This is a genomic window from Dyadobacter pollutisoli (genome assembly GCF_026625565.1).
In the GTDB taxonomy this organism is placed as follows: domain Bacteria; phylum Bacteroidota; class Bacteroidia; order Cytophagales; family Spirosomataceae; genus Dyadobacter; species Dyadobacter pollutisoli.
The window spans coordinates 5,536,707-5,550,587 of sequence record NZ_CP112998.1 but is presented as its reverse complement, the minus strand read 5'-3'; the positions used below and the strand labels follow the sequence as shown (position 1 = coordinate 5,550,587).

Sequence of the window (13,881 nt, the reverse complement as noted above, 5' to 3'; positions counted from 1 at the left end):
CGGTGCGGGACAGCTCTCAAAGAGTAATTTTTCTATATTTGCCCTTTAAACAATAAGGGGGCACTTGTTCCGTTTATGTTCGTAGTTGTTTTTATGCAGAACGGACCTCTGTTTCATTAGCTTAACTTTCACTTTTTATATTTAATATGATGCTTCTACAAGCACTTACAGACTCTACTGCGGCCGCGCCGGTTGCTGCTCAGGGGCTCTCAATTATTGATCTTCTTGCAAAAGGGGGATGGGTAATGTTACCGCTGGGTTTGTTATTTCTGGCAACTCTTTTCTTAATAATTGAGCGTTTTCTCGGAATTGGTGCCAACGGTAAAATAGAGCCGCAATTTGTAGACAATGTGAAGGATTTTATTCAACAGGGAAATTTGAAATCCGCCGAATCTTCTTGCCGCAATCAGCGCAATGCGGCGGGCCGGATCCTGGAACGTGCCATCGGGCGTATCGGATATCCTATTAAGGACATTGAAACGACTATTGAAAACGCCAGCCAGATCGAAATCCAGAGAATGGAAGGAAACTTGCCATATCTTGGTGTGATCGCGGGTATTGCGCCTATGCTCGGGTTTGTAGGTACAATTTCGGGGATTATCCGTATTTTCTATGATATTTCGATTTCTAATGATTTCAATATCAGTACCATTGCAGGAGGTATGTATGAAAAAATGATTACCTCAGGATCTGGTCTGATCATTGGTTTGATTGCTTACGCAGGCTACCACTTGCTGAACATGAAAATCGACCGTTTTGCGTTGAGATTGCAAATGGCAGCCTCTGACTTCCTGGATGTACTGCAAAAACCAGTTGCTGCTAAATAGATTTGCTGAGACTTGGCAAGTCTTTAAGACTTACCAAGTCTAAACACTAAATATTCCCCCCAATTATGAAAATACGTCGAAAGAGCCGGTTTGCACCTGAGGTGTTCACGCACTCACTCAACGACATTATGTTTTTTCTTCTGCTGTTCTTTTTGATCATTTCTACCATGTCAAATCCGAACGTAATTAAGTTGATGCTACCAAAAGCATCGGCCACGCAGCAGATGTACAAGAAGCAAATCACTTTATCGGTGGATGAACATAAGGCTTATTTTATTGATAAAGAGCCTATTCCGTTTGATCGGCTGGATGCGGAGCTGCAAAGCATTTTTGCCAATGTTGAAGAAAAGACCATTGTGCTGAGAGTTGACAAAAACCTTGCCGTTCAAGATCTGGTAGACGTTTTGGAACTTGGTGCGAAGAACGATATCAAAATGGTGATGGCTACGGCTAAATAATTCTATATATAAAGCATTAGCAGCAATGCCCTGGAAATTCAGTTTTCAGGGCATTGCCGTTTTTAGAAGAAGCTACATTTCAGCGCTTTGGTATATTTTTTCAATAATTTCCTGTAAAATGGCACCCTGTTCAGCTGTACAAATGTTACTTTCTTGCCCATTGCAGGCATTCAGGAATGCTTTTGTATTTTGAAGCTGAATGTCGATTTCTTCCAAATACGGGAATTCGGTATCAGTCAGTTCACCGGCTAACTCGCCGTACAGCGAAAACGGGTTTAAAACTGCACCGGCATTGGTTCCGAATACTTCCAGATTTACATTTTTTTGTTCCTTGGTATTTAATGCAAATGACGTGGAAAGCTCGATACTGGCATTATTGGGAAATGATAAATGTGCGAAACAGGCATCTTCCACTTCGAATTTTGAAGCATCCCAGCTTCCCATTAATCCTTTTCCGCCAGCCTTACCTATAAAATCGTAGGTATTGGCGAGGATCTTGTCGGGCATGCGGTAGTCGAGCAAACCCAGTGCCAGGTCAAGAATGTGAACGCCCAGGTCCATGAGCGCTCCTCCACCTTGAATGGTTTTGTTGGTAAAGTTACCCCAGCCTGGAATCCCTCTCCGACGTAAAAAGCGAGCTTTAATGTGGTAAATGTCGCCCAGCTGGCCGCTAGCGAGGCATTTATTCATTAATGTATACTCGGGAGTTTGGCGTAGCTGGAAATTATAAGCGAGCACTTTTTCTTTACTTGCAGCAAGTTCGGCCATTTCACGAGCTTCCCTCGAACTGATAGCAGGTGGTTTCTCACACAACACGTGGCAGTTATTTTCCAGCGCCCGCATCGTGAAAGGGTAGTGAAGATTGTTGGCCGTGCAATTGATGATCAGGTCAGGCTTACTATCGCTTCGATACATTTCATCGGCATTATCAAAGGCAAGTGCAATGCTATGTTTGTCGGCCAATGCACGGGCTTTGTGAATATCCCGGCTGCATATAGCGACAACTTCCACTTGTTCTGATAGTTCTTTTAATGCAGGGATATGGTTTTTGTCGGCAATATTTCCTCCTCCGATGATGGCTGCTTTTAGACGTGGCATTTGGGTCAGGGTTAATGATTCGTTGCCGGTAAATGTATAGAAAGATGTATAAACAAAAAATGCCCGACTCGGGGTAGAGTGGGCATTTGGTTCAATTTAATGAAAATCGGATACTAGATCTTTTTAGTTATGATATTGATCACACCGTTTTTACCTTTATCGCCGTAGACATTAGTCGCTATCTTGTCTTTAAGTACCGAAAGAGACTTAATACTATTTGGATTCATCTTTTTTAGAATGTCCTCGTCGGTTGCAACTACACCATCTACAATTATTAGCGGTTTGTCCGACGAGTTGACGCCACGCAATTCTATTTGGGCATCTGGCTCTGCGGCCGACGCCTTATCGTCTTCTTCCAGATAAAACATAATTGGTAAATTGTATCTGACATTAACCGGAATTCCGTCTTGTTTCCCTGGCTGCCATTTCGGAAAAGACTTCAGAACCCTTACAGCTTCGGCATCACATCCAAAACCAATTCCCTTTAACACCTGTACGTCATTGATCTCGCCTGTCTCAGTTACCACAAATGAAAGAAATACTCGGCCTGAAACATTCGCCTTTGATGCGGCTTCCGGATATTTTATATTTTCCCCTAAGAATTTATACATGGATTTGATTCCTCCCGGGAACATCGGTTGCTCTTCAACCACGGAGTAAATTTTCTTATCCTGTTTGTTTGTGACGACTACCTCATCAAGAGCATTAGCTTTTTCCGCAGCTTTTGTTTTGGGACCAGTTTCAGTTAGAAGGGGGTTCTCTTCATGTTCACAGCCAGCCACGATCAGTGCGGTGGTCCCGATAAGCATGACGGACATTACATAAGTACTGAGTAACCATTTCGAAGTTCTGTTTTTGTAAATCATCTGAATGCGGCTTTTGATTTGTGACGGATTGAAAAAATGATTAGTGACTGATACTCTTGGGGCATTCAATGCGTAGGCCACCAGGAATTTGGCATAATATTCGCGGTTAGGAGCTTGTGCATCGGCAAGGTATTCATGCACCTCCTGCAACGAGTATTTGTAAAGCAGAAGCACAGGGTTAAACCAGAAAACCGTTTTCAACAATTCGATCACCAGAATATCAATGCTATGCAATTGTTTGGTATGCACCATTTCGTGTCTTAAAATAGCATCGAAGTGGTTTTCATAATCATTTCGATTGATCACAATCCATTGCAAAAAGGAGAAGGATCCGATGTGGTTGGAGTCCATGACGACCACTTTGCAGTCGTCGAGTTCAATGAGTTCTCCCGCAGACAAGTAACTTTTGAGCTGAATAAAATTGAGTAGCAGCTTGTAAGTAGCAATGATCAGCCCTATTCCATAAATAATCCCAAGTGCCTGAACCCAGCTGAGCATCGCACTTTGTTCCGGCTCGGAGGTTGAAACTGTAAAGGCCGAAGCATTTACAGAATACACAACGGGAAGTTGCGGCGCTGTGTCAGGATAAATGACAAATGGCAAAGCAAAGGCCGCAAACAGGGAGCCAATCAGGTAATACCTGTTCCATTTGAAGAAAGTGTGGTGACGAAGCATAAGCCAATAGCAGGCATACAGCAAGATCCAATATAAGCTTACCTCTCCGGCGTATAGAAGCATTTTCATGGCTAACGGATGTTTTTATTGTTCGTTTTTGTGATCGTTAATCAGTTTCATGATCTCGTCCAGGTCTTTGGTTTTGAGATCGTTATCTTTTACAAAAAAGGAAACCAGGTTAGGTAGTGAATTATCAAAGTAATTGACCATCAGCTGTTTCATTTCAAAACGCTTATATTCTTCCTCGCTGATCAGCGGGAAATATTCATGCGTTTTGCCATAAGCATTGTAGCCTACTACCTCCTTTTTTTCTAAAATCCGGATAATGGTTGAAACTGTATTGTATGCCGGTTTTGGTTCAGGCATTTCTGCCAATATGTCTTTTACGAATGCTTTTTTCAATTGCCAGAGAATCCTCATGATCTCTTCCTCAGCACGTGTCAACGTTCGAATCTCCATCATTGTGTCTACTTTATGAATGTTAGTATTACGGGTATTCAAAGTTAAGACTATTTAATTAGTTTCAAAACTATTTTATTAGTTATGTGTAAAAATAAAAAACAGCGACAAGTAAAATCGCTGTTTGGAGTAAGTGTGTGCTATAATATGTCAGGCAAACTCAGAACCTTTTTCTTTAAGGTATTTTCCAATGTTGCAGCTGATACCGTCCAGGATCTCAACATCTTTGTCCCAGTCCCGCATTTGCCAATCACCATTTGGCGTAGCGATCATTACTTTTTTGGAGTCTGTCAAAAACCACAGTACTTTCTCCGTACCAAAATCGAGCAACTTTTTGGTTTTGATTGTCATGTAGCTGTATTCAGAAATCTCTTCCCTAGCAATGTCGATATCCACCTCAATTGAAATCTTAGGAGCAACATCTGCGTAGTTTTTGTTTATTTTATCGATAGTCAACTTTTGACTGTCAAAAATAAACAGGTCTCCCGCGAGATTATTCTTTCGATCTAAGTGTAAACCTGCTTCATTAGTCAATATGTGATACTTATCATCATCAATTTGTTTCCCTATCCTAATAGTCAAATAAGTAATTATAAATGCCTGCAATGAACTGGTACCGGTAATTTCTTGCAACGTTTTCGTTTTACCCAATACATCACGGTAGCCTTTACGGTAAAATGGTTTACCATCGATTATTTCATGGATTAGAAAGGTGGGTATTTTTCCAGCATGGATTTTTGGTAAAACCTTGCGTGGAGCGGATGAAGCTATCATAGTGCCGGTCGATTTGCTGATGAGTAAACATAAGCAATAGGGCTTTTCGAAATTAAATAATTTTGCTACCGGCTAGGTTCAAATTTTCAAACGGTCATAAAAAGAATAAAGGCCGCAGGAAATTTCCCTGCGGCCTTTATTCAAATAATTGAGTTCTTATTCTACTACGCTCAACTTCACTGTATTGGTCTTACGTTGTCTTGAAACCGGGATACTCAGGGTGTTGATGAAAACATCTCCCTTTTGTAATTCCCCTTTTTCAACCAGAATTTGTTTGATGTCTTCAATCAGATCATCAGTCGAAACATCCTGGTCACGGTCGTAATAAAATACTTTCGTACCCCAATACAATGCTAATTGATTCATCAACACTCTGTTAGAAGTGAAGATCAGCAAGCTAGCTTTTGGGCGGTGATGTGAGAGACGGAAAGATGTATATCCCGAACGTGTGATACCAATAATAGCAGTAGCATGGGTATCGCGGGCCAAACGGCAGGCGCTCATTACCACATTGTCGTTCAGTTTGTTAACACTTACATTTTCATTTACAGCAGCGTGGTGTTTGAAGTAAACACTATTGGTTGACGATTCCACTTTTTCAATGGTACGCGTCATGCTCTCAACAGCCAGTAAAGGATATTTACCAGAGGCAGTCTCGGCACTTAGCATTACCGCGTCAGCACCATCCAAAACTGAGTTCGCTACGTCATTAAGCTCAGCACGGGTTGCACGTGGGGCGTCGATCATGCTTTCCAGCATTTGAGTAGCTACAATAACAGGCTTGCCGGCTTTGTTACATTTCTCAACGATCATTTTCTGGATCATCGGTACTTCTTCATCAGGAAGCTCAACCCCAAGGTCACCGCGGGCAACCATGATAGCATCAGTGGCCTCGATAATCTCATCAATATTCAGGATAGCTTCCGGCTTCTCAATTTTGGCAACAAGACGGGCAGTTTTACCTTTATTAGCGATGTATTCTTTTACTTTAATAACCTCAGCAGCGGTACGAACGAATGACAATGCAACCCATTCAACATTGTGTTCAAGGCCAAAATCAAGATCTTCGTAGTCCTTCGCAGTTACCGATGGCATCGAAACCTTCGTATTTGGAAGGTTAACACCTTTTTTCGATTTCAGATAACCTCCGTAAATAACTTCGGTGATGACGTCAGTACCGTCCATTCCGGTTACAAGTACTTCCAGTTTACCGTCATCCATCAAAATACGGTCTCCGATTTTCACATCGTTGTACATACCATCGTAAGGCGTGCTTACTTTTTCGGCAGTACCAAGTACTTCGGTATTGGAAAGGATCAGTTTTTTACCAGTTTCAAGAAGAACTCCATCTTTCTCGGCAACCAATCCGATACGGATCTTAGGACCTTGCAAATCCTGTAAAATGGCAAGGTTCAGACCGTATTCTTCATTGATTTCCCGAATGGTATTTAATCTTAAAAGGTGATCAGCGTGAGTTCCATGTGAGAAGTTTAGGCGAAAAACGTTAACTCCGGCTTTTGCCAATGCGTATAAAGTTTCTTTTGATTCTGAGGCTGGACCTACGGTAGCAACAATTCTGGTTTTTTTGGAAGACATAGATGAATATGCAGTAAGAATGATTTTTTATAAACAGTCCACGTCTATCACGACCTGGATGCTTTTTAGCGTCTTATCGGTTAAAGTGTCAATAACTTTTTCCTGTATAAATGACTTTGCCGCCTTAAAATTAATCTTTTCTCGTTCAAGTTTAATGAGAATATCGAACAAAAACTGATTTCTTACTCTTTCCACCAGCGGCGGCTGCGGACCGAGAACCCGGCTCGCCCCCAAATTGGCAGTCAGTTTTTCAGCAAGAATTTTAGCGGCACGGTTTGAAACAGCCTCGTCTATATGCTTCACCGTCACTTTAATGAGCCTCGTGAATGGCGGATAACTGAATTTTTCCCTCTCAATGATCTCCGATTCGTACATTCCGTGGTAATCATTGGTAACGATCCGTTCCAAAAGCTTTTGTGATGGATTGGCAGTCTGGATCAGGACTTTGCCTGGTTTATCCGCCCGTCGCCCTGCGCGTCCGCTTACCTGTGTAAGCATTTGGAATGCACGCTCCGAAGCTCTGAATTCGGGAAAATGAATAATTCGGTCGGCATCAAATATCCCTACCATACTCACATTATCGAAATCCAGCCCTTTGCTGACCATCTGCGTCCCGACCAGAATGTCGATCCCGCCATCTTCAAATTCCTGAATGATCTGCTGATAAGCGTTTTTCGCCCTCGTGGTATCCAGGTCCATTCTCTGCACCCTCGCTTCGGGAAACATCAGGTTAATTTCATCCTCAATTTTCTCGGTACCGTAGCCCATCGTCTTCACTTTGGAAGAGCCGCAATTCGGACAGGTCCTCGGTACTTCCTCTTTATGTCCGCAATAATGGCAACGTAATTCACTTACTTTCATGTGGTAAGTCAGGCTGACATCGCAATTGGCACATTCCGAAATCCAGTTGCATTCTTCACATTGAAGATAGGGCGAGTAGCCGCGCCGGTTCTGAAACAGAATGGTCTGCTCTTTATTTTTAAGGTTCAGTTGTAAATGATCTACGAGAACAGAAGAGAACTCATTTTTCATCTTCTTCTGTTTTTTCTCCTTTTTGGTATCAATTAATTCAAAAGTTGGCAAAGCAGCATTACCGAATCGCTGGGTCATTTCCACCAGGCCATAGCGACCGCTTTTGGCGTGATAGTAGCTTTCCAATGAAGGTGTTGCCGAGCCGAGAAGTGTTTTGCCCTTATGCATATAGGACATGATGACCGCCACGTCGCGGGCATTATAACGCGGCGCCGGGTCGTGTTGCTTGTATGAAGTTTCATGCTCCTCATCCACGATGATCAGCCCAAGATTGTCGAATGGCAGGAAAATCGCAGAGCGAACGCCGACTACGAATTGGAATTTACCATCCAAAATCCCTTTCCACACTTCAACGCGTTCATTATCCGAGAATTTGGAATGATAGATACCCATCACGTCCCCAAAAACTTTCCTTAATCTAACCACAATCTGGGTAGTGAGGGCGATCTCCGGTAACAGGAACAAAACCTGTGAACCGCTTTCCAAAACCTGTTTGATCAGTTCAATGTAGACCTCCGTTTTACCGCTTCCGGTTATTCCATGCAGTAATACTACTTCCTTGTCTTTAAAATGATCATGGATTTCACGGGAAGCCTGTATTTGCGAGTCCGTCAGCGTAATAGCGCCCATATTACCGGTTGGAATATCATCAAAGCGGGATATGAAGATCTCGAATTGTTCGAAAATCCCTTTTTTGATCAGGGTATTCAATGAGGCGTCCGAAACTCCGTCGTCCTGGGTGAAAATGGATTTATCCAATCCTTTCTGATTCAGATCGGGATTGTTGTAGACCGGAATATAGCTGAGGTATTTGAGCAGAATTTCCTGCTGCTTGGGGGTTTTGTCAAGGGATGTCGCAAGTTTTCCGAGCGAATCATTTGTTAGATATGTTGACGTCAGACGTATTTTTCTGGCTACTTTGGGTTTGTACCTTTCCTTTACTTCCTCATACAAAATCACGGCCCGCTTGCCCACCAAAGACTTGATAATGGCGGTAATATTAGACTTTTGGAGAAGACGCTCCACTTCTTCATAGCTCAGCGTCTGATGCTTTTTGATATCATCGACAACCAGTTTCTCCTGCTCCGTTAGTAACTCCTCGTACTGGAATTCCGGGTTGAGCTGTATGCGTGACTGGCTTGTGATTTTAAGGCCTGCAGGAAGCGCAACATTCAATACTTCGCCAATGTTGCATAGGTAATATTCTGAAACCCAATTGAACAATTCCAATTGGCGGGTGGTTACAATGGGCTGCTCATCCAGCAGTTCCAGAATGTATTTCGCCTGATATTTAACAGGAGGATTTGAATGCAGCCTGGCAACAACGGCGGTGATAACCCTCTTCTGTCCAAACTGTACGATGACTCTTGCGCCAACCTTGATCAATGCGGTCATTTCCCTTGGTACCCGGTATGTGAATAGGGAAGGAATGGGGACCGGCAGTATTAAATCGGCAAATAAGGTAGTTTCTTCCTCAAAAAAAGAGGTCATTGGTTGTGGGGAAAGTGTCTGAAAATGCGACAAGTTACGATTAATTGATGCTATAATTTCGCGCAGGAAGTGCGTGCATATTAAAACATTCTCTTCTTTTTTGGATGTTGGCGCGTATCAAACATGGCTAAAAGAACAATCTGGTCGGGGTAAATTTTATAGATCAGCAGATTGTGTTTGGTCACCACAGCTTCACGAATAGCACTATTTTCTGAAATTTTCCGAAATATCTGGGGATGGTCTGCAATCAGTGCTAAAACATTTTCAGTTCTTTTTACAAAATCTTTTATGATCTGTTCCGGCCAGTTTTCTTCAAGATAGGCAATGACGTCATGAAAATTTTCTAATGCCCGCGGCGTCCATACAATCTCTAAAGCCATTTTTTATATGTTTCTCGGGCTTTATGATGCGGTATGCCCATTCCTGCGTCAATTTGCCTTAGAGATTCTTCAACATCAGATATTACCTTTTCCGGCAAATCACCCCATTTATTATCGGCGTCAAAATTTTTAAAAATGGATTTGACGGCGTCAATAATGGTTTGATCTTCTGTGTCTAGCAGCCTTTTGGCTAATTCTATTTTTTCTGTCTGAATGTCCATAGTATCAAATTTACAATTTTGAACCGAGAAACATAAATTACAATCACGCTATGGTATCAATGGCCAACTCAGGCGCATTCTCCCAACTTACCATCGCATTAAAAAGCTTAATCCAACGAAATTTTGGAAGGTCAGCTTCGGAAATCTCAGCTTCCTGAATAATTCCCGAATCCAGTAAAAAGGCTCGTTGGGTACCTGGTAGCAGGGGAGTAGATGGCGTAAACCATTGTTCTCCGTCTGAAAAAGCTACATTGCAGTACAGTGAATCGGTAACCATCCCTTTTTTAATGATCAGGATCTCGTCTGCGTCGTTGCGCTGGGCGAAGAGCGTGTTCAGCTCAGTTCTGTCTTCGTATTTGAAAGAGTAGTCGATACTTTCGTGATAAACCCGCTGGATTTCACGGATCGTTCTTCTGTTGTAAGGCTCCCATTTAATGTTGTCGATCTCTTCATTGAAGGCGAGCCGACATTTGTACATTTCGTTCTCGATACTGTCCGGAATTTCAATCAGTTCCGCCAAGCTCCAATGATCCTGATAGCCCCAAAGTTCTCTGCGCGTTCTGTTAAGCCTTGCCTCGTGATACGAAAGGTTTTTCAACTGACGATTTTCAACACAAATCGTTTCAAAACATAATGTGTGGGACATGGCTAAACGGAAGGTAAACTTTATCTATTAACTCCTGATATTCATTTTGTGCATTGCTGAGTGCCGTAATCCCGCCACCACTTTTGAAAATGTAGTACCCGTTTTGATTTTCAATAAACCTGATCATCACGGCGCTCTCAAAATTCTGGCCGTCGAAATAACCCATTACACCTGTATAGTAGCCGCGGTCATAACCTTCGGCATCCTTGATAATCTGTAAAGTACTTGGCTTTGGCGCGCCGGTAATGGAGCCAGCGGGAAGCAATTTTAACAGTATATCGCCGTACCGGCCATCAAAATCATCGGGAAGCAGGCCTGCGATTTCGGAACTCACCTGTAACAATGTCTTATCATTGGTTTGAAGGCGATCAATGTAACGGTATCGTTCCACCCAAACCTTTTTGGCGACCATACTCAGGTCATTACGGATCAGGTCAACAATGGTAGCATGCTCGGCCGCTTCTTTGTGATCGGCAAGGATCACGTTTTCAGCATCCGGAATGGAAGCATCAATGGTACCTTTCATCGGAAAGGAAGAAATGCGGTTTCCATTGATCCTGACAAATATTTCTGGTGAAAAACAGACAAATTCATTTTTATACCAAAATCGATAAGGCGCTTCGCTGTTCCTGAAAATTTCAAAAAGACTTAAATTGGTTTCTATTCTCGTAGGAACAGAAAGATTGACCAAAAATGAATTACCCGCTTTTAAATTATGGACTACATGATCAAATCGAGCCTGATAATGCGTAAAGGGAATCGGGAATTTGTGAAAATACAGATCAGCGGGAAGCTCGACTTTCTCCGGGGACAGCTGATTTGAAAATCCATTGAAATCAAAAAGGATCTCCGTGGGATCGACATCTGCCAACTTCCAGGCTTTGGGCTTTTGGGCTTGATAATCAACAAGAAACACAAAAGGAGTTTTGGATTTTCCCCATGCATTGAGATTCTCAGCAAAAGTCCGGATATCGTCTGTCAAACCGTGAATTGAATGGATTTAAACATTTTGAACAGTAACGTAATTTACAAAGTTCAGAAACCAATATCTAAATTAGGGGGTTAAAAGAGGTATAAAGAAGCTAACAGCCGACGGTCGAAAGCCGATGGTCAGACAAAGAAATGCATATATACGACGTAATTGTTATCGGAGGAGGGCCGTGCGGCCTTGCAATGGGTGTGGAACTTGCCAAAAGCGGGCAGGATTATCTGATTTTGGAAAAAGGGAACCTCACCGAGTCCATCCGACGGTACCCGAGACGTATGAAGTTCTTTTCGACAGCTGAAAATATTGAGATAGGAGGCATTCCTTTCGCGATTTCTGAGGTGAAGGCGAATCGTACCGAAGCCTTACAATATTATCGGAAGGTTGCGGGCTACTTTCATTTGAATTTCAAACTTTTTATAGATGTGGACCGCACGGAAAAGCAGCCTGACGGCACTTTTTTAACGTATTCTAATGACGGGCAGGTTTTTCAATCTAAAAATGTAGTGCTGGCAACCGGCTATTTTGATGTCCCGAGAATGCTGAATGTGCCGGGCGAAAGCTTGGCCCACGTTTCGCATTACTACGACGAACCTTTCAAGTATTCTTTCACCAATGTAGTGCTGGTAGGTGGTTCCAATTCTTCGGTAGAGGCTGCATTGGAATTGTACCGCCACGATGCGCACGTCACTATTGTTCACAAAGAAGCCGATTTCCGTACAAAAGTTAAATATTGGCTGGTACCTGATGTCAAAAACAGGGTGAAGGAGGGTAAGATCCATACCCGGTTCAACAGCATTACAAAAGCCATTGAACCTGGAAGAATACAAATTGAGAATATTGAAACCGGTGAAACAGAGTGGCTGCCTGCGGATTTTGTATTTCTGCTGGTAGGCTATCTGCCCGACGAGCATTTACTGGCACGTTGCGGTGTATTTTTAGACCCGGTTACCAAGGTTCCAACATTTGATTCCGAAACTTTTGAAACCAATGTTCCCGGCCTGTATCTCTGCGGTACCGTCATGGCTGGCGTATTTACGGAAAAGGTTTTTATCGAAAACGGCCGGGATCATGCTGCCGCCATTGCCGATCATCTTGCCGGACGCGAAGTCAGAAAAGTGAAGGAATTGATTGACAGGATCTGATTCTAGGACGTTAATGCGATAGAAAGAATGCTTACTGATCAACAAACGCCAGTTTTCGTTTGCGCTTTTTGGTAGGGATCTTTTCTATTTTGCCAATTAATCCGTTACCACCGACTGCATAGCCAACGTTCCCGACGAAGCTGGCGGCGTGGAAGCCGTCGGTTCCCAGTACGCTCCACGTTTTACCGCGATCGAGAGAAAAGCTGCTGCCTGACGGCCCTGTCGATATTAATGCATAGTTGTCTGATCGTATTTGTGTGTCACCATTCCAGGTCGCATTGGTTTTGTGGTAAATATCGACACATTCTTTGAGACCGGTTGGTTTTGTCATGCTAACCAGTTTCCAGGTTATGCCGCCATCTTCGGTCGTCAGCACATTTTGTGTGGAGTCGGTAGTCCTTTTGTAGTCGCCACCCACAGCGATCCCATTTTTTTTTGACCAAAATCTTAGCCCGAAAATACCGCTGGTCGGGCCAGCAGGTAGTGGTGTCGCCGATACGTCCCACGTCTGCCCAAAATCTTCGGAGCGGAATACCCGCGCTTTTTTCCCACCACCAGTACCTACATATACACTGCTTTTTCCAGTTGCGAGGATAGAAGTTCCGCTGGCAGCAAATGAAGCCTCACCGGGCTCAGTGGCCGGACGCTTTTCCAGGGCGAGTTCCTGCCAGCTTTTTCCGCCGTCATCAGTGGTAAGTATAAACAGTTTTCCCTCCACAGGGTCACCCATACATATTCCTTTGTTTGTATCCCAAAAGTCGATTCCATCCAGAAAAACCCCATTTTGTGTAGATTGGTACACAAGCACCCAGGACTCTCCGCCGTCCGCTGTACGATAAATCTTCGCCTTGTCGGCCTGCGCTAGTCCGGCACTCATCGCAATCGCAGTTTGTTTGTCGAAAGCATGAATGTCACGGAAATCCAGTGAATCTGCACCCGGGACTTTAAAGGTTGTCCAGCTTTTTCCGCCATTGACAGTTTTTAGTACCGTTCCGCGTGTCCCGCCGATCCAGCATATAGTCGGTGAAACAGCGTGTACCGCACGCATATTGATCTTGGTATTAATGTCAAGAATCTTCCATTGTGCTGACGTCTTTTCAGGGATTGACAGCAGGATAGCGACCAGGATAATCCAAAAGTTGCCGTTGGATCGAAAAGGAGTAACAAATGGGTAAGGTGGCACAGTATTTTTATTAATTTACAGTTCTAATCTTTTATTATCACAAAA

General features: G+C 43.2%; 14 protein-coding genes. 3 read left to right on the top strand and 11 right to left on the bottom strand.

Translation table 11 applies throughout. The features are described 5' to 3' along the window. Positions 1 to 146: 146 nt before the first annotated feature. Both ON006_RS22655 and ON006_RS22650 read left to right on the top strand, forming a co-directional pair. Positions 147 to 827 (top strand): MotA/TolQ/ExbB proton channel family protein, encoded by a 681-nt coding sequence (locus tag ON006_RS22655; protein ID WP_244822310.1) that lies wholly within the window; start codon positions 147 to 149, stop codon positions 825 to 827. Positions 828 to 892: 65 nt separating this feature from the next. After that, positions 893 to 1,285 (top strand): ExbD/TolR family protein, encoded by a 393-nt coding sequence (locus ON006_RS22650; RefSeq protein ID WP_244822309.1) that lies wholly within the window; start codon positions 893 to 895, stop codon positions 1,283 to 1,285. A gap of 72 nt (positions 1,286 to 1,357) precedes the next feature. On the opposite strand, the gene ON006_RS22645 is transcribed toward ON006_RS22650, so the two are convergent. From ON006_RS22645 to ON006_RS22600, 10 genes are all read right to left on the bottom strand, one after another. Further along, positions 1,358 to 2,383, bottom strand: a complete 1,026-nt coding sequence (locus ON006_RS22645) for a Gfo/Idh/MocA family protein (protein ID WP_244822308.1) — start codon at positions 2,381 to 2,383, stop codon at positions 1,358 to 1,360. Between the two features lie 113 nt (positions 2,384 to 2,496). Beyond that, the gene (locus ON006_RS22640) at positions 2,497 to 3,993 is read right to left on the bottom strand and encodes a M56 family metallopeptidase (RefSeq protein WP_244822307.1); all 1,497 of its coding nucleotides are present in this window, start codon (positions 3,991 to 3,993) and stop codon (positions 2,497 to 2,499) included. Between the two features lie 15 nt (positions 3,994 to 4,008). Next, complete coding sequence (locus ON006_RS22635) at positions 4,009 to 4,383, bottom strand: BlaI/MecI/CopY family transcriptional regulator (RefSeq protein WP_244822749.1); 375 nt, start codon at positions 4,381 to 4,383, stop codon at positions 4,009 to 4,011. Between the two features lie 150 nt (positions 4,384 to 4,533). Beyond that, positions 4,534 to 5,157, bottom strand: coding sequence for a Uma2 family endonuclease (locus tag ON006_RS22630; RefSeq protein ID WP_244822306.1), 624 nt, complete (start codon positions 5,155 to 5,157; stop codon positions 4,534 to 4,536). 156 nt (positions 5,158 to 5,313) lie between these two features. Next, positions 5,314 to 6,753: a pyruvate kinase gene (pyk, locus tag ON006_RS22625; RefSeq protein ID WP_244822305.1), complete on the bottom strand. Its 1,440-nt coding sequence runs from the start codon at positions 6,751 to 6,753 to the stop codon at positions 5,314 to 5,316. Positions 6,754 to 6,780: 27 nt separating this feature from the next. After that, the gene (gene priA, locus ON006_RS22620; protein WP_244822304.1) at positions 6,781 to 9,276 is read right to left on the bottom strand and encodes a replication restart helicase PriA; all 2,496 of its coding nucleotides are present in this window, start codon (positions 9,274 to 9,276) and stop codon (positions 6,781 to 6,783) included. An 80-nt stretch (positions 9,277 to 9,356) separates the two neighbouring features. After that, complete coding sequence (locus ON006_RS22615) at positions 9,357 to 9,656, bottom strand: type II toxin-antitoxin system RelE/ParE family toxin (RefSeq protein WP_244822303.1); 300 nt, start codon at positions 9,654 to 9,656, stop codon at positions 9,357 to 9,359. Further along, positions 9,647 to 9,877, bottom strand: a complete 231-nt coding sequence (locus ON006_RS22610) for a hypothetical protein (protein WP_244822302.1) — start codon at positions 9,875 to 9,877, stop codon at positions 9,647 to 9,649. The genes ON006_RS22615 and ON006_RS22610 overlap by 10 nt, the downstream gene beginning before the upstream one ends. A 43-nt stretch (positions 9,878 to 9,920) precedes the next feature. After that, positions 9,921 to 10,523 carry an aminotransferase class IV gene (locus tag ON006_RS22605; protein ID WP_244822301.1) on the bottom strand — a complete coding sequence of 201 codons (603 nt, stop codon included), beginning with the start codon at positions 10,521 to 10,523 and terminating at the stop codon, positions 9,921 to 9,923. Next, the gene (locus ON006_RS22600; protein ID WP_244822300.1) at positions 10,501 to 11,505 is read right to left on the bottom strand and encodes an aminodeoxychorismate synthase component I; all 1,005 of its coding nucleotides are present in this window, start codon (positions 11,503 to 11,505) and stop codon (positions 10,501 to 10,503) included. The genes ON006_RS22605 and ON006_RS22600 overlap by 23 nt, the downstream gene beginning before the upstream one ends. Positions 11,506 to 11,645: 140 nt before the next feature. Here ON006_RS22600 and ON006_RS22595 point away from each other — a divergent pair, with 140 nt between their 5' ends. Next, positions 11,646 to 12,653 carry a YpdA family putative bacillithiol disulfide reductase gene (locus tag ON006_RS22595; RefSeq protein ID WP_244822299.1) on the top strand — a complete coding sequence of 336 codons (1,008 nt, stop codon included), beginning with the start codon at positions 11,646 to 11,648 and terminating at the stop codon, positions 12,651 to 12,653. A 31-nt stretch (positions 12,654 to 12,684) separates the two neighbouring features. Here the strand turns inward: ON006_RS22595 and ON006_RS22590 are convergent, their stop codons facing one another. Further along, positions 12,685 to 13,836 carry a WD40/YVTN/BNR-like repeat-containing protein gene (locus ON006_RS22590; RefSeq protein ID WP_244822298.1) on the bottom strand — a complete coding sequence of 384 codons (1,152 nt, stop codon included), beginning with the start codon at positions 13,834 to 13,836 and terminating at the stop codon, positions 12,685 to 12,687. Positions 13,837 to 13,881: the final 45 nt, after the last annotated feature.